General features: G+C 41.6%; 23 protein-coding genes, 1 tRNA gene and 2 other RNA genes. 18 read left to right on the top strand and 8 right to left on the bottom strand.

Annotated features, from left to right (window positions below; genetic code table 11):
* Window positions 1-59: 59 nt before the first annotated feature.
* On the bottom strand, window positions 60-938 hold the full coding sequence (locus B4K11_RS02290; protein ID WP_292952960.1) for a LysR family transcriptional regulator: 879 nt from the start codon (window positions 936-938) through the stop codon (window positions 60-62).
* 109 nt (window positions 939-1,047) lie between these two features.
* Between B4K11_RS02290 and B4K11_RS02285 the strand changes: the two genes are divergently transcribed.
* From B4K11_RS02285 to B4K11_RS02255, 7 genes are all read left to right on the top strand, one after another.
* Window positions 1,048-1,341 (top strand): hypothetical protein, encoded by a 294-nt coding sequence (locus B4K11_RS02285; RefSeq protein WP_292952957.1) that lies wholly within the window; start codon window positions 1,048-1,050, stop codon window positions 1,339-1,341.
* Between the two features lie 179 nt (window positions 1,342-1,520).
* Window positions 1,521-2,426, top strand: coding sequence for a 30S ribosomal protein S6--L-glutamate ligase (rimK, locus tag B4K11_RS02280; RefSeq protein WP_292952954.1), 906 nt, complete (start codon window positions 1,521-1,523; stop codon window positions 2,424-2,426).
* A 4-nt stretch (window positions 2,427-2,430) separates the two neighbouring features.
* Complete coding sequence (locus B4K11_RS02275; protein WP_292952951.1) at window positions 2,431-3,468, top strand: succinylglutamate desuccinylase/aspartoacylase family protein; 1,038 nt, start codon at window positions 2,431-2,433, stop codon at window positions 3,466-3,468.
* 30 nt (window positions 3,469-3,498) lie between these two features.
* Window positions 3,499-3,927: an ATP-dependent zinc protease gene (locus B4K11_RS02270; protein WP_292952948.1), complete on the top strand. Its 429-nt coding sequence runs from the start codon at window positions 3,499-3,501 to the stop codon at window positions 3,925-3,927.
* Between the two features lie 42 nt (window positions 3,928-3,969).
* Window positions 3,970-5,322 carry a magnesium transporter gene (locus tag B4K11_RS02265; protein ID WP_292952945.1) on the top strand — a complete coding sequence of 451 codons (1,353 nt, stop codon included), beginning with the start codon at window positions 3,970-3,972 and terminating at the stop codon, window positions 5,320-5,322.
* Between the two features lie 58 nt (window positions 5,323-5,380).
* Entirely contained in the window at window positions 5,381-6,172 is a 792-nt protein-coding gene (locus tag B4K11_RS02260; RefSeq protein WP_292952942.1) for a hypothetical protein, read from the top strand.
* Between the two features lie 3 nt (window positions 6,173-6,175).
* Window positions 6,176-7,003 (top strand): mechanosensitive ion channel family protein, encoded by an 828-nt coding sequence (locus B4K11_RS02255; RefSeq protein ID WP_292952939.1) that lies wholly within the window; start codon window positions 6,176-6,178, stop codon window positions 7,001-7,003.
* Window positions 7,004-7,241: 238 nt separating this feature from the next.
* Here the strand turns inward: B4K11_RS02255 and B4K11_RS02250 are convergent.
* A non-coding RNA gene (locus tag B4K11_RS02250) (RtT sRNA) lies at window positions 7,242-7,352 on the bottom strand.
* A gap of 139 nt (window positions 7,353-7,491) precedes the next feature.
* Window positions 7,492-8,469 (bottom strand): helix-turn-helix transcriptional regulator, encoded by a 978-nt coding sequence (locus B4K11_RS02245; protein WP_292952936.1) that lies wholly within the window; start codon window positions 8,467-8,469, stop codon window positions 7,492-7,494.
* A gap of 134 nt (window positions 8,470-8,603) precedes the next feature.
* On the opposite strand from B4K11_RS02245, the gene B4K11_RS02240 reads away from it, so the two are divergent.
* Together B4K11_RS02240 and B4K11_RS02235 are read left to right on the top strand one after the other, a co-directional pair.
* Window positions 8,604-9,557, top strand: a complete 954-nt coding sequence (locus B4K11_RS02240; protein ID WP_292952933.1) for a hypothetical protein — start codon at window positions 8,604-8,606, stop codon at window positions 9,555-9,557.
* A gap of 8 nt (window positions 9,558-9,565) precedes the next feature.
* Complete coding sequence (locus B4K11_RS02235) at window positions 9,566-10,318, top strand: hypothetical protein (RefSeq protein ID WP_292952930.1); 753 nt, start codon at window positions 9,566-9,568, stop codon at window positions 10,316-10,318.
* Window positions 10,319-10,466: 148 nt separating this feature from the next.
* Here B4K11_RS02235 and B4K11_RS02230 read toward each other — a convergent pair.
* Window positions 10,467-10,586: non-coding RNA, RtT sRNA (locus B4K11_RS02230), on the bottom strand.
* A 210-nt stretch (window positions 10,587-10,796) separates the two neighbouring features.
* Here B4K11_RS02230 and B4K11_RS02225 point away from each other — a divergent pair.
* The 6 genes from B4K11_RS02225 (at window position 10,797) to B4K11_RS02200 (ending at window position 16,070) form a co-directional block, all read left to right on the top strand.
* Entirely contained in the window at window positions 10,797-11,996 is a 1,200-nt protein-coding gene (locus B4K11_RS02225) for a tyrosine-type recombinase/integrase (protein ID WP_292952927.1), read from the top strand.
* Window positions 11,989-12,708, top strand: coding sequence for a hypothetical protein (locus B4K11_RS02220; RefSeq protein WP_292952924.1), 720 nt, complete (start codon window positions 11,989-11,991; stop codon window positions 12,706-12,708). The genes B4K11_RS02225 and B4K11_RS02220 overlap by 8 nt, the downstream gene beginning before the upstream one ends.
* Window positions 12,709-12,893: 185 nt before the next feature.
* Window positions 12,894-13,088, top strand: a complete 195-nt coding sequence (locus tag B4K11_RS02215) for a helix-turn-helix transcriptional regulator (protein WP_292952921.1) — start codon at window positions 12,894-12,896, stop codon at window positions 13,086-13,088.
* On the top strand, window positions 13,088-13,411 hold the full coding sequence (locus B4K11_RS02210) for a helix-turn-helix domain-containing protein (RefSeq protein WP_292952918.1): 324 nt from the start codon (window positions 13,088-13,090) through the stop codon (window positions 13,409-13,411). Before B4K11_RS02215 ends, B4K11_RS02210 begins: the two co-directional genes overlap by 1 nt.
* Complete coding sequence (locus tag B4K11_RS02205) at window positions 13,408-14,400, top strand: AAA family ATPase (protein WP_292952915.1); 993 nt, start codon at window positions 13,408-13,410, stop codon at window positions 14,398-14,400. The genes B4K11_RS02210 and B4K11_RS02205 overlap by 4 nt, the downstream gene beginning before the upstream one ends.
* A 317-nt stretch (window positions 14,401-14,717) precedes the next feature.
* Complete coding sequence (locus B4K11_RS02200; RefSeq protein ID WP_292952913.1) at window positions 14,718-16,070, top strand: hypothetical protein; 1,353 nt, start codon at window positions 14,718-14,720, stop codon at window positions 16,068-16,070.
* A gap of 375 nt (window positions 16,071-16,445) precedes the next feature.
* Here the strand turns inward: B4K11_RS02200 and B4K11_RS02195 are convergent, their stop codons facing one another.
* Window positions 16,446-17,324, bottom strand: a complete 879-nt coding sequence (locus tag B4K11_RS02195; RefSeq protein ID WP_292952911.1) for a hypothetical protein — start codon at window positions 17,322-17,324, stop codon at window positions 16,446-16,448.
* A gap of 194 nt (window positions 17,325-17,518) precedes the next feature.
* On the opposite strand from B4K11_RS02195, the gene B4K11_RS02190 reads away from it, so the two are divergent.
* The gene (locus B4K11_RS02190; protein WP_292952909.1) at window positions 17,519-18,310 is read left to right on the top strand and encodes a leucine-rich repeat domain-containing protein; all 792 of its coding nucleotides are present in this window, start codon (window positions 17,519-17,521) and stop codon (window positions 18,308-18,310) included.
* A 203-nt stretch (window positions 18,311-18,513) separates the two neighbouring features.
* Here the strand turns inward: B4K11_RS02190 and B4K11_RS02185 are convergent.
* Both B4K11_RS02185 and B4K11_RS02180 read right to left on the bottom strand, forming a co-directional pair.
* Window positions 18,514-18,590: transfer RNA gene (locus B4K11_RS02185), tRNA-Arg, on the bottom strand.
* A 62-nt stretch (window positions 18,591-18,652) separates the two neighbouring features.
* Window positions 18,653-18,898, bottom strand: a complete 246-nt coding sequence (locus B4K11_RS02180; protein ID WP_292952907.1) for a hypothetical protein — start codon at window positions 18,896-18,898, stop codon at window positions 18,653-18,655.
* Window positions 18,899-19,219: 321 nt separating this feature from the next.
* On the opposite strand from B4K11_RS02180, the gene B4K11_RS02175 reads away from it, so the two are divergent.
* Window positions 19,220-19,639, top strand: coding sequence for a c-type cytochrome (locus B4K11_RS02175; RefSeq protein ID WP_292952904.1), 420 nt, complete (start codon window positions 19,220-19,222; stop codon window positions 19,637-19,639).
* Between the two features lie 69 nt (window positions 19,640-19,708).
* Here B4K11_RS02175 and rep read toward each other — a convergent pair whose 3' ends face one another.
* Complete coding sequence (gene rep / locus B4K11_RS02170) at window positions 19,709-21,718, bottom strand: DNA helicase Rep (RefSeq protein WP_292952901.1); 2,010 nt, start codon at window positions 21,716-21,718, stop codon at window positions 19,709-19,711.
* 263 nt (window positions 21,719-21,981) lie between these two features.
* On the opposite strand from rep, the gene B4K11_RS02165 reads away from it, so the two are divergent.
* The coding region (locus B4K11_RS02165) for a diguanylate cyclase domain-containing protein (RefSeq protein ID WP_292959209.1) at window positions 21,982-23,168 on the top strand (1,187 nt) is incomplete at its 3' end.

The following is a 23,168-nucleotide window of genomic DNA, read 5'->3' as shown; positions in this document are numbered from 1 at the left end:
TTGTTAGTTTTCACACAGCCTGTGCCAAAAGAGGTCATTATGGCCGACAATAACAAGACTTATTCTGTGGGTTGTAGAACGGCTTCTGGCTTTAATTCGACCTCATTAAGTAGTTCAATAATTTGTTTGATGTAAAGGTGGTCAGGACTATTTTTACTGTAAACAGCATATACAGAACGTTTAACAGGTTTGACTCCCTCAACTAAATACAGCTGTTTTTCTTCTAAGTAGGTGGCTAGCTGGCTCAATGGAAGAAAGGCAGCGCCTCCGTTCGTTAATAAAAACTCGAGTGCAATTTGACTCTGTTCCGTATGAAGTGTCGGTGTCACAGGTTTTTTAAATAGCTTCGCATGCTTAAGGTTGAACGCTGTACCCCAATCTACAAAGATGTAACCTAACTCATCGATTTCACCGAACTTTATGCCCTCTTTGTTCGATACAAGAGCTAACTCAATTTGACCTATTCTCGTGGTTTTTAGCTCACTTATATTGGGAGGGTCAAGCAATACGGCCATATCGAGCCGGTTACCGATTAATGCTTGGGTTAACTCAACATGTGAGTTGATTTTTGTTCTTATAGATAACAAGGGAAATGATTCGGCTATTTTAGGTAATGCAGACTGAAGAAAAGTTCCCCAAAGGTTTGATATACCACCTAGAGAGAGATGCATCTCTTGTTGTTCGTGCAATCCCACGTCCTGCAATGCTAACTGCCATGATGCCAGCAGATTTTCTGCATGAGGTATTAGCCGCTCGCCCGCTATGGTGAGCATGATATTGTGTCGCTGACGCAAAAAAAGTGGCGCTCCTACCAGATCTTCAAGCTGTTTTATTCTGGAGCTTACAGCGGATTGTGTCAGATATAAATTGTCTGCAGCCTGACCAAAATGGCGTGTTTTAGATACCTCAAGAAAGGTGCGGAGCAGGCTTATATCCATTATGTGACCATTTAAAAAATCGATTGTTAGAATAAAAAAACATCGTTTTACAGAAAATGTAATTGCATTAATAATCTATCGTAATCTTTAAACGCAATTAGGACACCTTGTGTGGTGTGTTGGTAAAACAATGTTTCAAGCTGATTTCCCGACTAGACTTAGCTTAAGTGGTGACAAAAATCTTCCAGAAGTGTTCTGTGAAAATGATGTTATCAACTCTGAGCCTAGGTCATTTTTTGAGAAAGATGATGAACACGCATTTAGCGCGTTTGCCATTGGGAAGCCTATGCCTATCTTACCTATTGAACAAGAACTCGTCGAATGTTGTTATGGATATACGAAAGCTTCAATAAACCATAATAAGACGAGTAATCGTTATGTCTCTAAAGCTGTGGAGACATAGCTAGACAATAATTCCAATTTTTCACAAGCAGCTAATATGTGGGGAGAACCTCTCAGATTAGCTGCTTTTTTTTGCTTTATTTTTGATTGTTATTCCGTGCAAATAATAAGCACGCATACCTGTTATTTTGCGTAAGAAGTTTCGTGAGTGACACGTATTAACTTTTTGAGGCTGCTCTAATGAAAATTGCTATTTTATCTCGTAACCCTAATTTGTATTCTACTCGTCGCCTCAAAGAAGCAGGAGAGGCCCGAGGTCATGAGGTAGATATTATTGATACGCTTCATTGTTATATGGACGTCACGCGCAGTAAACCTGCTGTTAGGTATAAAGGGGAACAGTTACCTCGTTATGATGCGGTCATTCCTCGTATTGGAGCGTCTATTACATTCTATGGGACAGCTGTAGTAAGACAGTTTGAAATGATGGGCACGTTCTGTGTCAATGAATCTGTTGCTATCAGCCGTTCGCGGGACAAATTGCGTTCCTTGCAGCTGCTGTCGAGAAAGGACATTGGTTTACCTCGGACAGGCTTTGCTAGCAAACCAGACGACATCCCTGATTTGATCAAAAATGTAGGTGGTGCTCCTCTTGTGGTCAAACTGCTAGAAGGGACTCAGGGTATTGGTGTTGTACTAGCCGATACGAATAAATCAGCTGAAGCGATTATCGAAGCATTTATGGGTTTAAAAGCGAATATTCTCGTACAAGAATTTATTGAAGAAGCGGGTGGCGCAGATATTCGATGCCTAGTGGTTGGAGGTAAAGTAGTTGCTGCAATGAAACGACAAGGGGCTGAAGGGGAATTCAGATCAAACCTACACCGAGGAGGTTCTGCAAAGTTAGTGCGTTTAACCAAAGATGAAAGGGCAACGGCGGTCAATGCAGCGAAAGCAATGGGGTTAAATTTCTGTGGCGTGGATATTTTACAATCCAAAAATGGACCTGTCGTTATGGAGGTGAATTCATCGGCTGGGTTAGAAGGTATTGAGTCAGCAACAGATAAAGATGTTGCAGGGATGGTCTTCGAGTTTATCGAAGCGAAAGCTCAACCTAATAAAACAAGAACTGTTGGGAAAGGTTAGCGACATGGATGAGCTGGTCATTGGTGGGCATACGATACTGCCGGGTAAAATATTGCAAATCGAAATGCCGGTTGTGCGACTTTACACTGATACAGATATATCAATGCCAGTGCATGTAATAAGGTCTAAGCGGTCTGGGCCTACGATTTTTGTGTCTGCTGCAGTACATGGTGATGAGCTAAATGGCATAGAAATTATTCGCCGCTTGATTAACCAAAAAAGCTTACGCTTGGTATCGGGTACGATTATTTTTGTGCCGATGGTGAATGTATATGGAGTGTTGAATCAAAGCCGATATATGCCTGATCGGCGTGATCTTAATCGTTGCTTTCCGGGTTCTGCAAAAGGATCGTTGGCAGGCATTGTAGCTAATAAGTTTTTGTCTGAAATAGTTAAGCAATGTGAATACGGTATAGATCTACACACCGGGGCTATTCATCGCTCAAATCTACCTCAGGTTAGAGCAAACTTGAAAGATGCAGAAACCCGTGAATTAGCGGAGGCGTTTGGAGTTCCGGTACTGCTGAATTCGACACTAAGAGATGGTTCTCTGCGTCAAGCAGCCGTTGAATCGGGTACGAAAATTTTATTATACGAGGCAGGACAAGCCTTGCGCTTTGATGAATTGTCTATACGGGCAGGAGTAAGAGGTATTCAAAATGTGCTTGCTCACCTAGGCATGATTCGACGAAAAGTACGGACTGAAGCCAAGAAAGCGGTTGTTACACCGTTTATCGCTAATACGAGTGCTTGGACGCGCGCAAATGCGAGTGGCATTGTGAATAATCTGAAGAACCTCGGTGATAATGTAAAAAAAGGTCAATCGCTTGCTAAGATTGGAAGCCCTTTCGGTGACATTTTTGAAACAGTATGTGCCAACCGTTCAGGCATCATCATTGGTAAACAAAACATACCTCTCGTTCAAGAAGGGGATGCGATGTTTCATATCGCTTATTTTTCTGAAGAAGATGAAGTGATTGAAAACATAGAAATTATGCAAGACTCATTGATTCCTGAGGAAGCGCCAGTCATAGCTAGTTAAGGATAATTAGCCCAACAGAGCAGAATATAAATGAATGAAAAAATGGTTGTTGGCAGTATAGAAGTATGTGATCTGCCAGATATGGGTATTTTAAGTTTACCAGTACGTGTTGATACAGGTGCAAAAACATCATCATTGCATGTCGATAACTTGGAAAAGTTTACCCAGAAAGGCAAACCATGGGTGCGTTTTGATATCCATCCAGATGTATACAACATAGAGACAGTGACGCATTGTGAATCGGCATTGCATGATTTAAGGAGAATTAAATCCTCTAATGGCGCATCTGAAGAACGGTACATTATCAAAACACTGATGAATCTAGGTGATAAATCATGGAACATCGAGCTTTCATTAACAGACAGATCCGACATGAGCTATTTAATGCTACTTGGTAGACAGGGTATGGGGGAAAGAGTGTTGGTCGATCCGTCACAAACCTTTATGTTAGAAAACTAGTTACTTTCTTCAGTAGAGTAAAAAGCCTCAAGGGTGGAGAGGATGGAAGAGTACATTAAGTCTGAAGGCCTTCAGCAATTTGTAACGGAACTGCATGATAAGGAGTATCCGAATGAGGTGGTTTTTGAAAATGCTGTTGAGGCACTCGAGACTGCCAAATTAAGTTTATTGCTAGAAGCGTTGCCTATTGAAGAAAGGATTTTACGATGGCAGCAAGTTCCCGCTGAAATTAAACCCTCAGTGCTCGTGGAAATGCGTTCACAAGCCCGTGAACCAATTTTATCGGCGATGGAAGAAGAGGAAATTGAGCAGTTTTTACAAGCACTGGATGCTGAAAGTCTTATTGAACTAGCGGATCAATTATCTGAAGAATGGATAGAAAGGGCTTTAGGCTATCTAGATAGTAAACAGAAACAGTGGTTTGAAAGTGCCAACCAGTATGAAGCTAGCCAAATTGGACGCTTTGTAGACCACAAAATTCTCACGTTAGCCGCAAATGCTAAAGTAAAAGACGCAGTAAGGGCGATTAAGCGGGGGAAGCAAAACACGCTAGATCATATTTATCTATTGGACCGCAATAATGTTTTTCGTGGCACTGTAAAAGTAAAAGATATCCTTTGTGAAAAGAGTGAGTTACGCATGGTCAGGGGATTAATAGATACCTCGATACCTACAGTGTCTGCGGCTTCTCCTCTAATGGAATCAATAGATGAACTAGAACATGCTGAAGTAAAAAACCTTCCAGTCATTGATGATACCGGTCGGCTAATAGGTCGTATCACGCATCCTACGGCATTGTGGGTGTTAAGAGAGCACTATGAAGGCTTATTGATGGCTAAAGCCGGTATGGCTGAGTCAGAGGATCTCTTTGTTCCTGTAATGAAGGGCGCGCGTAACCGTGCTATTTGGCTGGGAATAAACTTGTTAACTGCTTTCCTGGCCTCTTGGACCATCGGTTTGTTCGAGAATGTGCTAAGCCAAGTGGTAGCGCTGGCTGTTTTGATGCCCGTTGTGGCTTCGATGGGAGGAATTGCGGGTAGTCAAACATTAGCTCTGATTATAAGAGGGCTTGCAATGGGGCAAGTGACATTGGGTAATGCTTTGGCACTCTGTAAACAAGAATTGGGCATATCGATGATTAATGGTGTGGGGTGGGCCATCGTGATTGGTGTGGTTTCATTCTACTGGTTTAATAATGTTGAACTCAGTTTCGTGATTGCCTTTGCGGTATTCGCCAATATCCAAGCAGCGGCGGTTTCGGGGGTGTATCTACCCTTATTGTTAACAAGGTTTGGAATAGATCCCGCATTATCGGGTGCAGTACTACTCACAACAGTTACCGATGTATTTGGGTTTGTAACATTTTTAGGATTAGGGACACTTCTCCTGATTTAAGGATTCAGAAATGAATCTATTCAGGAGAATTTAAGAATTTGTTAGGTGAAGCTGATAAATGAATACTCAATCGTTTGAAGAACAAAGGCTAGCCTTGTTGGACTCGCAATGGCATGAGCTGCAATTGGGGGACCTTTTTTTCTATGTGATGAAAAAGGGTAATGCATATTGGACCGCATTCGACTACCAATCATCATCACACCCTCCCTTATCAAGTGCTATGTCGGCAGTGACTGAGTTGCCTGCTGCACTTGAGATAAAGGAAAAGATATATCTATCTGAGGATTCAGAGCGTCTTGCAATGACGTTGCAGCTTGCTGATAAACCTTATCAAGTAAACCCTGCTGCTGATGTGAAAATTGCACCTAAATCCAGACTGATTCTCTACGTGAGCACACCTTTATGGTTGCAGTTGAGGCTGGAAGAGGGAGGCAAAGTTTTGGTTGAGTACCCTACGGTTCACCCTCGGTTGAGCTGGGTAGGGCCAAACACCACTGAAGGTGGGCTTTGCTACAGTACGCGTACGTCAGCCCCATCAGTTTTTGCAGATGTAAAGCAATACAAACATCGAGCTTTGACAGCGTTAGAGTTGATCAATGATGGGTATGAGGTACTAACAATAGATAGGTTGTCTTTACCTCTTAATATGCTGGGCCTTTACCATTCACAAGAAAGTGGTTATTGGACTGAATCAGTACGTTATAGGATTACCCCTGAAACAGGAGAGACGACAGTCGTAGCTGCGCAAAAGCCGCCGGAAGAACTTGGAGATTTAATCAAAATTTCTGAAGCTAGAAATACTAATAAAACAGGCCGCTTTCGCACGGCGATGAACTTATTAATGGGGTGAAATATGCCAGAGCTTATCAGCACTATTGGTATTGCCGAATGGTTAAGAGCTGGTTTATTAGTTGCAGCTGGATTCATTCTTGCCAAGTTGGCTGCTCGTTTTTTTCGCAGTGCCACCGAAAATAAGTTAAGCACTCATCACCGTTTGCTCGGCAGTATGCTGATTTTTTACGTACTATTTTTTATTTTTTTCTTGTCAGGCCTCAAGCAAATCGGCTTCAGTATGAGTGTGCTTTTGGGCGCTGCCGGTGTGTTGTCGGTTGCCGTAGGTTTTGCATCTCAGACTTCAGCATCAAACTTAATTAGTGGTCTGTTTTTAATTGCTGAAAAGCCTTTTGAGATTGGGGATGTTTTAAAACTGGATGAATTTACCGGAGAAGTTATTTCTATTGATTTGATATCTATTAAGTTAAGAACGTTCGATAACGTGATGATAAGGGTGCCTAATGAAACGCTTATCAAAACGACGTTTACTAATTTATCTCGTTTCCCGATGAGGCGAGTGGATCTGGTGATTGGTATTGCTTATAACGAAGATATTGAACAGGCGCAAAAAATTCTTTTGAAAACGGTCAGTCAACATCAAAGAGCTATCGAACACCCTGAACCGTTTTGTATCGTGACACAATTTAACGCTTCATCTGTAGATCTACAATTATCTGTATGGGTATTGAGGGCTGAACTAAAGGACGCTAAGAGTGAATTACTCATTGCAGCTAAAAACGCTTTGGATGAAAAGGGAATTGAGATTCCATATCCTCATACCAGTTTATACATAGGTAAACATACACAGCCTTTACCTATTACTATGGTGAATGAGAAAAACGACTGAGAGGCTCTAGTGGCACTGATGACTGCTTTGTGTCGTTAGCAGACTCAAAAACACCCTTGTAGACCGTCTCCACCGGAGACGGATCTATCCCCCACCTACTCCGGTACTGTGACCACAGAGTGACCAGCGGGTATATACGCCCCGCAAACGGTGCCTGGGTGCGCCCTTGGCTCAGATGGATAGCCAGCAATATTCGTAAGGAAACAAAGAGATAGGTGGATCAAAAAAGTGGCGCGCCTGGAGGGAATTATTCGCTACGCTCACCCTGCGGGCCGTCGCAAGCTCCGTTGTCTCGCTTCGCTCGGCTCGAACCCCCGACCAACAGGATCGAAACCTGCCGGAGAACACTCTGTAATCCGCTCTAAGCAACGATTTCCAGACCTCATCATGGTTAGCCATTTACACTGAATTCCGGAGGTGAAGCTAACACAGTGGGTTATCGTGCGGCACTGTGACCAGAGGGTGCCTCATGGTATCTAGCATCCTTTTCAATCACTGTAATTTAAATACATCTGCTTTGCTTTCAAACGCATCTCAGATCTAAGGGTAGCTGGCGAGATAACTTCCACATACTGCCCAAAACCCAACAGCCACCATCTCAGCTCTTTAGTGTCTTCGACAGTTGCAGTAACACGCAGATGATTTTTCTCAATCTCAGTTATCTCTTGATCTTCTGACAGTGGCGTTTCCAGTAAATGGTTTCCTGCTTTGTCTGTAAATTCTAATTCCAACTCAATGAGGCCAGCCTTTTGGGGATACTGAAATCCGCCTTCAGCGATGTACGATTCTAAATTAAAGCCCTCAGGATACTGCACATGCTCTTCAAGAATTTTGATACTTTGAATGCGATGTAACGCTATATGCCGTAAGTTTTTGTAGCCCCAAAACGTACACACCAAATAGATCACCTGATCACGTACAACTATTCCCAAAGGGCTTACAGTTTGCCCGTCTTTATTTTTATACTTGATCTCAACTTTCAACTCGGAAAATAGGGCGGTATAAAGCGCCTCCACTGTTTGTCCTTCCAACTCAGGGGCTAACAGCTGCATGCCATTTGGAATATGGGAAACCTTATCTGGCCAATCAATCAAACTCCGGCGTGTTGATAAGGTAAGAGCATTAAATGCTCGTTTCTCATTCTTAATCACATGAGCTTTAACTGTAGGAGGCAAATAGTTCTGTAAGAATTTACTCGCTAAAATATCAGTCAATGCCTCATGAGGGCTAACCGCAGCTAAAGACACATCTGAATGCTCTTCAAAAGACCATCCATACGGTTTGCTTCGTTCATCGGATACCAATGGCAAAGCTCGACTGAGTTTTTGCAGATCTCTTTGTATAGTCCTATCACTGACTTCATAACCTAAGCTGCTTAACTTCTCTCTCATCTCACCCAAACTAATTTTGCGGGGATAATGAGGTATCTGTCTTAGCAAAGCTAAATGCCTTAACACCGTATCCATTCAATCACTGCTCCATCCAAGAACCGGTTCTAACCTTTAAGATATATCATTGCACCTAAATGCGACACCAGATGTCGCACTATTCATTTAATTTAAAGTCATATAAAAAATTACTGACTGTAAAGGCGATAACAATGGAGCTTGAATCAACTCTATTAATAGGGATAGGCGGTGCCGGTACCAATATTTTGAAACAGATGAACTGTCTGGATATTGATCAAAAAATCTATATAGATCTTAATCCCTGCCCTAGAGAAAAGGATGATCACACATCAGATTTTTCTATCTCAGAAAACGATCTGAAAGCTATTCGATTAGAATCACAGCTACCGGCTTCAACTAAGAAAAAACTAAATCATTTAGTCTTTAAATATGACTGCATTACTGTGTTCATTGGGCTAGGAGGCCGCACCGGTTCAACAATAGCCCAAACCGTTATTGAAGAGTGCTGCAAAGGAGACAACGAAACGACTGTTATTGCATCACTACCTTTCTTATATGAAGGTGAGAGGCGTGAAATTGCTTCTGAGGCACTTAGCGAACTAGAGCAATTAAACTGCAAATTGATAGTCCATGACCTTGAGGAAGCACGACAAGAATACCCAAAAGATAGTGCATTCGATGCAATGTTAAGTGACATCAACATACGTATGTCATTGGATCGACTCGAAGAAAATAGGGATGCAGCAAACATTGAGTTTGATGATTTAAACATAGACTCATTGGAATCACTTCTAGAAGTACACCCCAATGCTTGCAGCCTTTCCGTCGTCGGAAAAATTCTTGGTATTGAATCTTCAAACATCGACGAAGCAAGCTTATCCAGCATAGACCGTTATGGGTTCTATATCGATGCCCGGATAGCCTGTATACATTCATTTGAGCTTGAGCCAATGGAAGCTCAACTGCATTTCATTTTCAGCAGTTACTTAGCTTATATTGAGTGCAGCAGACATCTTGAGAAAGCATGCACATGTAAGCACGATGTTATTGCGATATCAGATATATATAGTGTCATTGATAGTAAGCTAACTTTGTTTGGACCTAAGCTTACATTTCTCCAGGCAAGCAGACTTAGCAGTTTTTAGGATTAATTATGAGTAACGATGATCTACGTACAGAATACCGTTCAGTATTAAGCAAACTTTCATCCGATTACAAATGGACTGTTGAAGATAAATTTTCTGGTGTTTTTTTACCAACTGCTTTTCCTGCATACAAAGATACCACCCCAAAAATTCTTTTCGTAGGCAGGGAAACCAGTGGCTGGAATACAGATAACAAGAAAAACACAATGCAACGAATTATTACAGCCAATGAAAATGGCTCTTTGAATTCAATAATCGATGAAGCAATACAACGCTATAGCTGGCATTTAAAAGATAAAGCGGATGGCAAAGTCAAAACTAAAGAGACTAGCCATCTTAAGCGCTATTATTTGAAAGTAGCTAACGAACTAGGCTTAAAGCCGGAAGCCATGATTTATTCAAACCTCCTCTCATGGGATTATGATAAGGGAGCCCCTCTAAAATTACCTAACAAAGATAGAGAAAAGATAATCGAACTTTCTATTGAATTGATGTCAATCCAGATCAAAGAATTCAAACCAGACTACATTATTTTTGCAACAGGAGTCACTGGTGATAGCGTCATAAAAAAACTATTTGAAAGTCACTTCGGTGGATATTCTACAGAAAGAGTACTCCCAAAAAAAATGTGGCAATTTAACGCAGCAAACGCCACCTGTTTTCGAATTGCTCATCCACGCTATCAAAATGGCCATGCAGAATTTAGGCAAGCAGTAATCGATGTAATAAAAAGTGACGCTAAAATACAACCTGGAAATTAAATGACAAGCTATAGCTCCTCCGGCAATGTGACCACAGAGTGACCAACACACAAATACGACCCGCAAACGGTTCTTAGGTGCGCCTTTGGCTCAGTTGGATAGCCAGCAATATTCGTAAGGAAACAAGGGGATAGGTGGAACAAAAAAGTGGCGCGCCTGGAGGGAATTATTCGCTGCGCTCACCCTGCGGGCCGTCGCAAGCTCCGTTGTCTCGCTTCGCTCGGCTCGAACCCAACGGGGGATCTCACCCTCCAGTTTAGCGTTCTAAATACCGGATCGGAAAGGACTGAAAGATGTGAGGATATATAAAAAAGTGGCGCGCCTGGAGAAAGTCAAACTAAAATCCTTAACTATCCAAAACCGACCTACAAACCCCTATATTACTGCACATTCAATCTTCTTCAGTCCAATAGAAACCTAACAAATCCAGATCAATTTAGGGTATTATTTAGGGTATCAGACGCTACAGGACACACCCATGCAAAGAAAGCTGACAGACGCCAAGATCAAGCACCTAAAGCCCAAAGACAGAGGCTATAAGACAGCAGACGGCGGTGGTCTTTATGTGTTCACTAACACCAAAGGAACCAAGTCTTTTCGTTACGACTTCAAGCATCAAGACAAGTACGCCACTATCACACTTGGGCAGTACCCTAACCTATCTCTCTCAGAGGCCCGCAAACTTCACGAGAAGGCATACAATGAAGTCCTAAACAACATAGACCCAAGAGCACAAAAAGACGCTGAGAAACTCTTAGAGCAACCCTTCAGCTTCTATGCACAAGAGATGATGTCAACGCAGGACCTCAGACCTACAACGGCAAAAAAGAAGTTAGCTAAAATGGAACGGCACTTATTCAAACCACTTGATACCAAGCCAGTTCACCTGATAACGGCAGTTGATTTACTTAACTTATTAAAGCCCATTGCTGATAAAGGAAAACGAGAAACCGCCAAAGATTTAGCTACGTACTGCCGCCAAACATTCAACTATCTATTAAGCCTCCAACTAATAGAGAACAACCCTGCTGCCACAATTGCTGAACTACTACCCAAACCAAAGAAATCAGCCAACTTCGCACACATAACAAACCCAAAAGAACTTGCTAAGTTACTACGTGGCATAGACACCTATGAAGGTGACATATCAATCAAACATGCTCTGCAATTAATGCCCCTTGTCATGCTACGTCCCTATAACATACGCTTTATGAAATGGGAGTACGTAGATATAGAAAACAGGCTTGTAACAATCCCTGCTGACGAGATGAAGATGGAGAGAGAACATAAAATTCCACTATCAAACCAAGCGATAGATATATTGAATCAAGCCAGTTATCTTTCAAAAAAGAATGAATATGTTTTTCTCTCTGCTTATGGTTTGAGAACCGGTAAACCAATGAGTGAAAACACTCTTAACCAAGCCGTTATCCGCATTAAAGATGAGCAAACAGGCGAGCCCATCGGCAGAGGAATAATGACCTCTCATGGTTTTAGGCATACCGCCTCAACCATGCTTAATGAGCTAGGTTACAATTCTGATGCCATAGAGCTACAACTTGCACACGCATCTAAGGATCGCATTAGAGCGACCTACAACAAAGCAGAGCTATTGCCAGAGAGAACTGCGATGATGCAAAAATGGGCTGACTATTTGGATGGATTAAAGAATGGATGATTTCTATTTTGATTACTGCCCTGCTTCTTTATTGAAAGAGAAGTTTGGTCTTGACCAGGAAGATGTCGTTTTAAGAGCGTTACAAAAACATATTTCACTTTATTATCTGAACCAAACAGACAAAGTAATGTTCTTTGTTGACAGCAAAAAATCATCGAAAATTAAAAAAACCTTTAGATACCTTCTGTTTAAGTCAATTCCTATTGACGAATGCGATAAAAAATCTATCGAAAAAGGCAATTATATAAAAATTGAACATGCTGACTTTCTTAATTTATTAGCAAGAAATTTACTAAGCGAACATGAGCTATTGCTAACCTTAATTGGTTTTGAGAATAAGATTGCATACACATATGTTAACGGGCAAACATCAAAACTATTCAACCTTCCAACAATTTCGTTTAATGATATTTACCTCAAGACTGACGATGTCTTTTCACTATACGAGACCCTCAAAAAGGAAAAAGAAGAACCAGATACACTCCCTGACACTCAAAGCCCAGCCTCTTTCACCAAAGAAACAAAGCAAACAAAGCGTGAAAAAGTGTTTTTAACTTGGCTACAAGACAAAGATCATTCTGACGTTGCTGAGATGAAAAAAGAGGATGTGCTAGAACAACTAAGGAGCATTGACCCGCACTTATTCATGGGGGAACAAAAGCATTTCTTCCGCTTACAAAAAATAATCGAGTTCAAACCTGGTCGAAAGTGATTCTTCAACTATTGACCATATTGCTACAGCCCTTTACCTACAGGGCTTTGAGCATGGTCAAAAAAGACTGATCAACTTGGGTTAGGTTGACCAATTTTTAAGTAATTAGACCTCTGCAAATATCGATTCTGACGAACGCAAGCTGCCTTGCGTTTTTCATAAATCAATTATTTAAAGGAGGTTTTATGAACCACTTAATCAAACTAAAAACAGTTATTGAAACCACTGGCGTTTCACGCTCACACATCTACGCCCTAGCTCAAAAAGGGCAATTCCCTAAACCGGTAAAGCTAACAGAACGCTCAAGTGCATGGGTAGCTTCTGAAGTACAGGACTGGATAGATACTCGTATCGCTCAACGTGATCAGGAGGTAGCGTAATGCCTCTTTTCAGAATCAGAACAAGCCTACTGAGCTACGAACCCGCTAAGCACTATACCCAAACCGAACTAGTACTAGCAGTACTTCAAATAAAAGGACCGACAACTACAGATCAGTTCCACTCCCTGGAGGTTAAGTCACCTAGCGCAGTAATCTACAGACTCAGAAAGCTTGGCTATAGCATTAGAACTAAATATATTCAGAGAAATAGCTTAGAAAACCCATATTGGGTAATGCAAGCTGAATACACGCTGTTCTATGAGAGTGCCATAAGCCGCTCCCTACCACTTTTCTTCAAAGGTAGTCAGGAGAACAGTCAATGAATCAATTTACTGATTACAACTTCATAAAATTAGACGAGTTATACAGTCAGCCATTACAGATTGATTGGCTGGTAGAAAGTTACATCCCTTCAGATTCGATAGGCATGCTTTTTGGTGCTTCTGGGTCGGGTAAGTCTCATATCGTTTTAAGTCTAGCTGTCTCTATAGCTAACGGGACCGAGTGGTTTGGTCTAAGAGCTAAGGAGGGCAATGTCTTAATATTGGCAGGGGAAGGAAATAACGGCCTACAAAGAAGACTGAGAGCCATACAGGTAGAGCATGAAATCACCATCAACCCTGACAGGATTTTTTTCTCAGAGAGACCTATAGGGCTAGATACTGATACAGGCTTTGACGATGCCGTTACAGCTATAGAAAATCTGGACAAAGAGCTAGATTTAATAGTTATTGATACGTTGTCCCGTCATCTATTACAAAGCGCAGAAAATAGTAATGATGATATGGCACAGTTCATTAACAGGCTTGAACAATTAAGGCATACATATAAATGCACAATTCTCGTTGTTCACCATACAGGGAAGTCTGATCGACAAGAAGCCAGAGGTGCTTCAGCCTTAAAAGCTAATATCGACTTTAGCTTTGGAGTACAAAAGGATGACTCTAGAATATGCAGATTGACCTGCGACAAGCAGAAAGATGCTGATGATGACTTACCAGCTAAACACTTCCTGATTAAAGGAGTTGATCTAGGGGAAGCAGATAGCTATGGAAACGCTATTACGGGAGCTTGTATCGTTGAAGCTAATGAGATGCCTAGCTTTGCAATGCCCAAAGGGGTCGATTACGAGCAATTAGCTATTGATACTTTTAATTCAGAAAAGCGCTTATGGCAGGAAGCATTTGTTGAAGTCTGTGAAGACAAGTCAAAGACAGACTCGAAAAAGAAGCGCTTTAGAGGGGTTATTGATGGGTTAATTAAAGCAGGCAGGATATCAGTCACTAATGATGATTGTTATGAAATCAACTAGGATTCATAGATACCAAGACGGACAGACGGATACCCCTTAGGGAAAATCCGTCCGTCCGTTGAATGTTTATATAATTTAGGCTTATTTAGCATACCTGCTTGCCCCTCCTTCGGAGAGTCATCATCTATCACGCTTTGCCTTCTTAACTCATTGCGTTACAGCAGTCACTTCGTTCCTGTTTGAACTTATGGTTAAAGGAACACGTGAAAGATGACCGCTAAGTTGGCGTAAACGGTAGGTAGTGGGTAGTAAATAATACCTCTGAATAGTAGGCTGCTCAGTAGAACATCAAGGAATTCAAAACTAAAGGACCCCGCATGCTACAGATGAAACGACTTCTCTTATTAGGAATATCATTTTCAATTACGGGCTGTGTTGGCAATACACCCAAAGTGTCAGTTCAAGATGCACTTGCACCTCAACGCACATTAGGCGCCACAGCGGAGCTACAAAAAAACAGAGTAGCCAACCAAGAAGATAGTAAAGAAAAAACCATCTCGTGGAGACAGCCCCAAAATAAAAAAGAGAGCTGCAAGCTCAGCTTCGATGAGGGATGGCCAGAAGACATAGAGATTTTTTGGGACGGAGGATGTAAGGATGGATATGCGTTTGGGGTTGGGCGTGAATTCGTAAAAGGGATGATTCATGATGGGCCTGTAGATGTAGTAGACCTAGCTCATTACAAAGGAGGGAGGGTAGCAGCAACTTATTTGTATACATACGATAGAGTCAATAACAGAGCAAGAATCAATGCTTATGATTCTGAGGAACATTTTATAGATAGGTTACTAAAACAAGATGGAAGTGTTGTTTCACTCTCAACAGAATATTACAACTATGGAAAAATAAAAGAGAGTGGCTATATCTATACTGGATTAACGACTAGTTTAAATAATGATGTTTTATATGGGAAAGTAGTTGATCGCAATAATGCAGCCAGATTCTATACTATTGAAGATCACAATATTAAAGCTCGCTATCTGGATGGTACATTTGAGATTCACAAGATGGCAGATGGGGAAGTGATACATATTCAGCGGAGTCGACATAACGAATGGGCTAGAACAACTCTTCCTAAGGCATACATAGATAATGCAGAGACTTCCATTAATGAGATGGTAGAGGCCATGGACGAGACTCAGGAAAAGCTGAAAAAATCTTTGGGGATGATTGATTACTACATCAGAAAAACTTGTCAAAATCAGGTGGTTGTAGATTTTATTCCTAATAATGAATATAAGGAAATATGCGGTGACTTTGACTACTTTTCAAGCTATGTCGACAAAATTAATAAATCCAGAAAAGAAGAGCTAACAAAAAGAAAGCATCAATATGATCAATGGGTGCAAAAACGAGAGCAGCAAGCTATAGCCAAAGCAAAAGAAAAACAGGAAACGAGTGCTGCCATCCGTTCTTTGACAAATGCGGTTAACTCATTTAACCAAGGCTTAAATAAACGTTCACAGAGTGCATGGAATGCTGCTAACTCTGTCGGTAGTCAGAATTATAACTACAATACAGACCCATACGGCCGCAGTAATTCAAGTTCAAACAGGAATTATGGTGGTAGCTCCAGCATCTACAACTACTACAATATAAACGGAAATACAGTTACAGGTTCTGATGGGACAAACTGTTTTGTAGTTGGTGGGGTCATTAACTGTCAGTAGTTAATTTTTCTTAAATGGGTGCCCTCTCATACAAAAGCAATAACGTACATGGCTATACAGTCCAAGTTCGTGTTACGTTTTTGTTTTTTGGTATGAGAGTCGTACTCATCTAATTGCTGACAATGCTCTAAACATCCCCCCCCAAGTTCCTGTTACGTCACTCTGCTAACAAATCTACTGACGCCCTTCGGTTGTCGGATACCTGCGTAAACACAATTTTCAATTGCGCTCACTCGGCATCTCAAAGGGTAGAGAAACCTATACTCTAGATCTTGTTGTAGGGCTTATATTACGTACATGGAAGTACGTGTTTATATCAAGTCTTGGCCTTATTTTAATGTGACGACAAATCAATAACATAAGCCATCTATTTAATTATTTATTTTTTACAGCCTTTCCATCAATCAGCCATCCATTATCATTGCAGTTAGAGCACCCTTTGCCACCACATTTATCGCATACTTCTACAGCCTCTGAATTCAACCCTTCTCTGAAGGCATAGCGTACAGCCTCACGAACCAACTCATCTAAAAAGGCATCTTGAATAATCTTATTTGTTTTTCTTTGATGTGCGGCATGTGCAGCCTTTTTGGTTTGACTAACAATATTTTTAGTCACTTTTTTTGACTTTTTAAACAAGAATCTAGCCAAAAAATAAAAGACGACAAGGCCAGTTAATAATAAAACAACTACCAGTGTATCCTCTTTATTTTGCTCTTCTTCAGCCTTGCTCTTGTTTCTTGCTGATTTCATAGCGCATTCTTTTTCCGCTATGTTAAGCGCCTTTGCAGAGCCGCCTAAATTATACCCAGTTGAAAACTTAGCATTACCATATGGGTTAGAAATACTATCGTAGTAGACCCGCAAGGAAGACCCTTTCTTAAGCCTAGTGATTAAAGATTGATCTAACAGAATCCTCAGGCTGGGGTAAATAGCTTGAGTTTGATACCCAGTGTTATAAACATCCGCACTATCTATCTTGATTTTCACGTCAGCTTCTGAGCGCTGCCTCCTAACCTCATCAACCTCTTTAAAATCTATCTCAAGCGAGGAAGGAGACACTCCCAAAACACCAGAACATGAATAGCTAATCTTCAAAACAGCGTTATTAGAATAACTCTGATAAGCAGTAACAGCCCTAGGACCTGAAGAATTAACTTCCCAAGCAAAGCTTTTTAGTGGCGCTAATAGAAGTATTAACAGGGGTATAATATGCTGAACTGCTTTTAACTTAGGGCTGAAAATTAATATCATATCGTATATTCCATTACTCTATATTTAACATTAATCCTTTAAGGACCAGCTGACCTATTCACCGTAGAATAAAGTCTTTCAAGTGGGGTAGTAACTTAGTTGGCAGTTCCTGTGATTAAATGCTCACCACGGGGCGTTGAGCTTTGATAGTAACCGCAAATCATCTTCACTATCAAATAACAGGGAGTAGTTATATGAACACAATTAAATATATCCGTAACCCTGAAGTCTTCATGCTTGAGCAGCGTGAGTGTGAGCAGTTTAAGGCTCTGGATCTAGCTGCCTGTGAACTAGAGGCTATTCCGAACAAGATTAAAGACTTTAAGAATATTAGAGACATCAATATCTCTACCAACCTGTTGTCAGATCTACCCTTCAACAATATGCCTACAGAAAGGCTTCTTAAGCTTACTGCTACCAACAATAGGCTTAAGAATCTATCTTCAGGAATCAATAGGTTAAAAAAGCTCAGGCACCTATGCCTGGGTAAAAATATGTTTGAAGAGTTTCCTAAGGAAATAACAGAGCTGCCCAACCTTCGTAAACTTTTCTTTCACGACAACTTTATTACAAGCCTACCTAGTGATATTGGTAATCTTAAACAACTCAGAGTACTGGTGTTGTGCGATAACAAGTCTTTAGTTGAACTACCTGAAGAGCTTGTAAAACTGGATAAGCTCCAAACCTTAGACCTACGAGATACCAAAGTAACAAAACTACCTAAAGGGTTGTCAAAACTGTCAGGACTAAGGCAAATAAAGCTATCCAGTAAGTACTTTGAACCATCTGAGCTGGAAGAAATTAATAGCTGGTTTCCTGAAGGCGTAGTGACTGTAGATCAATATGTTCAGTTAGATAAGCTGCCTAACAACTCTCAACATTTCCTTGATACCCTCGATGATGATGACGAGTTTAAAGTAACGATGCAGAGACTGCTTAACTGGTCCTCTGAGCCTTCAAAAAAAGGACATAGCAGAGATCTATGAACTTGGGTGGAACAAGCCTGACGAGATTAGACAGTAAGCTACACAGAGCAATATTGAGCCCAGACTAATATTAAAGCCAACGCGCTCAACAAGGAAGCTTCTAAACTTTGAGCACCTATTTTAGATTAGGGTATATTTCAGGGTATATTAAAATTAAATCTTTAACTTTATGACTAAAAATCAACAAGATAGATGAAAAAAAGTGGCGCGCCTGGAGGGATTCGAACCCCCGACCAACAGGATCGGAACCTGCTACTCTATCCAGCTGAGCTACAGGCGCACTCAAGAAGGTTTGCGTGGCGTATTCTACCCATGCGGTTAGCATTCGCCAAGTTTTAAAGTTTAAATTGCAGAAGTTTGTAATGCGGAAGGGTTGTATAAGCTTTTTATCTCTTCTTCTAGGTTACCTTGAGTCATGACCTCCCAAGAAGATCGGTCTTCGGTATAAGATAAAAACGCGTGGCAACGACAACATCGGTAGATCTGTTGATTAGGAATAGAGCTGAGGAGTTTTAAATTTTCTGACTGATCAGGCTTACCTTTGAGCAGATGGCAACCACAACTGTCATGTATTCCATTACGGGTCATTCTTTTACCGCCACTTAGACCTTGGTATTAGTCTAGTTGTACTCCTTTGATCTCAAAAAATCTATTTTTTTATATTTATTCTGCTATTTAAAAGATTTTAAGCCTTAATTTTATAAAAAAGTGCCCCAAATCAGCTGTTTCATGCCTCCTCGTGCCAAAGCCCCATTTCAGTTGTGATTATTTATCGCTATAATCCGCAGCCGGTGAAACTTTGAGCAGTCGAGTCTGATTCTCCGCCCCTGAGCAGCTTTTTTAAGCTGGGCATCCTTATCAGATCGCACTGCACATATTAAAATTGTAGTTTATTAAGAGGTCGTGGCTGTGAAAAAAATCACTTCAGCATTGGTAGCTCTAGGTCTAGGTATTGCGTTAAGTGCATCTGTACAGGCGACATCTAACGATGAAGCTGTAGCAGAGCGTATTAAAGCGGTTGGTTCTGTATGTATTGAAGGCGATGATAGCTGTGGTGGCGCAGCAGCGGCTCCTGTAGCAGCTGGCGGCACACGCTCTTCTGAAGAAATTTATACATCTAAGTGTGCAGGTTGTCATGCAACTGGCGCTGCAGGTGCTCCAAAGTACGGCACACCTGAGTGGGCTGACCGTGGCGCTAAAGGCATGGAGTCTTTACTTGCTTCAGCGATCAGCGGTGTAGGCGCTATGCCACCACGTGGTCTTTGCATGGATTGTTCTGATGAAGAACTACAAGGTGCAATTCAGCACATGCTAGATAGCTCTAAGTAAGCAGTTACGCAATAGACATAAAAAAAGCCGCAATATGCGGCTTTTTTTGTGTCTGAAATCCAACTGAGTTTAGTCAAACATGTCCTTTAAACTGTTTAATGTCGCCCTACCACGCTTTTGGTTTTGAACGGCACACTTTTCACCTGCGCCTTCGACTTCTAGGTCCTCAGAAGGTAACTCATCGAGAAAACGACTAGGTAAACAATCCAGTACTTCACCATATTGTTTACGCTGTTTTGCTAGGGTAATAGTTAAACAGCGCTTAGCACGGGTAATACCTACATAAGCTAAACGACGTTCCTCTTCTATATTGTCTGTTTCAATGCTGTTTCGATGGGGCAGTAGCTCCTCTTCCATACCCATTAAAAAGACATGAGGAAACTCCAAACCTTTAGACGCATGAAGTGTCATTAGCTGAACGCGGTTAGAATCATCCTCTTCCTCTTGTCTATCTAACATATCGATCAAGACAAGACGGTTAATCGCTTCTTGTATACCGGCATCAGGATCATCTTCCTGTAAGCGTTCCATTGTAGATTTAAGTGAATCCATCAGAAAATAGACATTCTGCATTCTCTTTTCAGCCATCGCTTCACTTGAGCTGTTTTGCGCAATCCAACCTTCGTAATCTATATCACGCATCATCTCATGGATCGCAGCGATCGGATCTGCCTGTTGGCATTGACGATAGATATGCTGCATCCATTTACAAAAACGACGTAAACGCTCCACTGCATTGGCAGGCATAACCTGTTCTAGCCCGAGTTCTTCACAGGCATTAAACATACTGATCTGACGATCAACCGAATACTGACCAAGCTTCTGCAGAGTACTTGGCCCGATCTCTCGACGGGGTAGATTAATAATTCGCAAAAACGCATTATCATCGTCCGGGTTAACCAAGACTTTCAAGTAACTCATCAGATCTTTGATCTCTGCGCGAGCAAAGAAGGAGGTGCCGCCATTCAGTTTATAAGGTACTTGATAGTGCTGTAATTTCATCTCTAATAAGCGCGCTTGGAAATTACCTCGATAGAGAATCGCCATATCCCTAAACTGGACGTTTCTTCGCAGATGAATATCCAAAGCCTCTGTGGCAATACGATCACACTCTGCATCTTCATTGCGGGTGTGGATAACTCGTATAGGGTCACCCATGCCCATCTCACTCCACAGTGTTTTCTCATACACGTGGGGGTTATTAGCGATTAAGGTGTTCGCCGCCTTCAATATACGGCTTGTAGAGCGATAATTTTGCTCCAGCTTAACAACTTTTAAACTTGGATAATCGGTTTCCAGCTGTACAAGGTTTTCTGGACGCGCACCACGCCAAGCATAGATAGACTGATCATCATCACCTACCACCGTAAGCGCTCCTCGGTGTCCTACCAGCAAGCGTACGAGGCGGTACTGAGATAAGTTTGTATCCTGATACTCATCCACCAGCAGATAGCGCAGGCGATTCTGCCAACGCTCTAAGACTTGTGGGTGCTCTTCAAATAAGCGGACGGGGATTAAGATAAGATCATCAAAATCAACAGCGTTATATGCACGTAGATGTTGTTCATAAGTTTCATAAGCGCGAGCGCAAAGGATATCTTGTGGTAACTGTGCTGCCGCTAACGCTTGTGCAGGCGTTAACATCTCATTCTTCCAGCTTGATATCTGATTTTGCACGACATCAACCTGATCACTCTCTTCGTTATTTTGCAGCATTAAGTCTTTAAGTAACGCTTTCGTATCTTGATCATCAAAGATAGAAAAGCCAGGTTTAAAGCCTAAGGTTTTATGTTCACGACGAATAATGGTTAAACCGAGGTTGTGGAACGTTGCCACTGTTAGGCCTTTACCTGCACCTTTATCTAGCAACGAAACGACACGCTCTTTCATTTCGCGAGAGGCTTTATTGGTAAAAGTAACCGCAGCAATATTACGACCAGCAATACCGCACTCATTAATCAAATAAGCGATTTTGCGGGTGATCACACTGGTTTTGCCTGAGCCAGCGCCTGCTAATACCAATAAGGGGCCACCTATGTAGTCCACAGCTTCTTTCTGTCGTGGATTCAATCGAGACATTCTTTAAAAACCTTCAAAAAAACTAAAGCTTCACGCAACAAGGCCGACACTTTATAGATATGATTCGGGTAAAACCGACTAAAAAACCAGATAACCTATTGATACATATAAATTAAAACAATCGTTTGATTATATTTCTCTGGGTGTTAATCTGCACAAGTAAATATAAAGCGTAATTATGACACGAAAAAATTTGTAGGGAGAGATTCCTGAAAATAATAATGTGTTCTGTATTACTATGTAGCACCCAAGGGAAGTAAGCGATGCGCTCGGCGCTGCGGCAGTTACCCGATAAACACAAAAGGCTATTGCTGATTGATCATTGTCAGCAGAGCCAGAACAGGCTTGAGTCGATACTAGAGCAAAATTCTCTATATCAACTTACGCGCTGTAATGACCATGTGGAAGCCATACTGCTTTTGCAAGAGTCTCCTGTGGACGTTATTTTATTAAGCTGCAATAGCAGCCCACTCCCTTGCCCTACCATTATCTCTGACCTACAAAAATACAAACTTTACACGCCTATTATTGCGCTGAGTTCGTCTATCAATGAAGAGCAAGGCCAAGAGTTAATTAACGCTAAAGCGACAGACTTTTTATCCACAAAAAATCTTTGCCCTGACACGCTATTCAGAACATTGAGACATGCAGAACTCACGGTAAAACAGAATGAAGAGATTCAATTACTGCAACACTCTGACACGCTCACCCCTGTAGGGAATCGACAGTTTTTTTATCGTACCCTTTTACATAAACTCAATGTATTAGCACTGCAAAAACGCCAACTCGCCTTAATAACAGTGGATTTAGACCATTTCCGAAAATTTAATAATCGCTATGGTTTTTCCACAGGTGATGAGATTGTTTTAGAACTAGGTAAGCGTATTCAGAACCATATAGGTACAGATGAGGTCGTCGCGCGAACCGGGAACGATGAGTTTGCAATTATTCTCGATCTACCCGAAACCTATGATCTATTAGTAACCGTTAAACAGCTTTTAGGGAAGCTCATTGCCTCTCTGACAGAGCCATACCAACACACTGACACACAAACTAACCTCAGTTGTAGCATCGGGGTCGTGCTTGCGCCAGAGCAAGGTGATGAAGTAGATACACTCACCAAACGCGCCAGTGTCGCTCGGATGCAAGCAAAACAGATACATGGTTGTAGCTACGCGTTCTTTCGCCCAAGTATGGAAGATAGCCACGAGCAAAAAGCAGGGCTTGAACCTGACATAATGAACGCCTTAAGGGCCGAGCAATTTGAGCTCTATTATCAACCGCGTATCGATCTACGATCAGGCAAGATTACGGGCGCAGAAGCGTTGATCCGTTGGAATCACCCCTCCCAAGGGCTCGTTATGCCCGGGGAATTTATTCCAATCTGTGAAAACAATGGTTTAATCGTTCCGATTGGTTATTGGACCATCCACCAAGCAGCCCTTCACCT

Origin of the sequence: Neptuniibacter sp. UBA6509, assembly GCA_002435145.1 — a bacterium.
Classification (GTDB): Bacteria; Pseudomonadota; Gammaproteobacteria; order Pseudomonadales; family Balneatricaceae; genus Neptuniibacter.
This window is presented reverse-complemented; position numbering and strand designations above follow the sequence as displayed.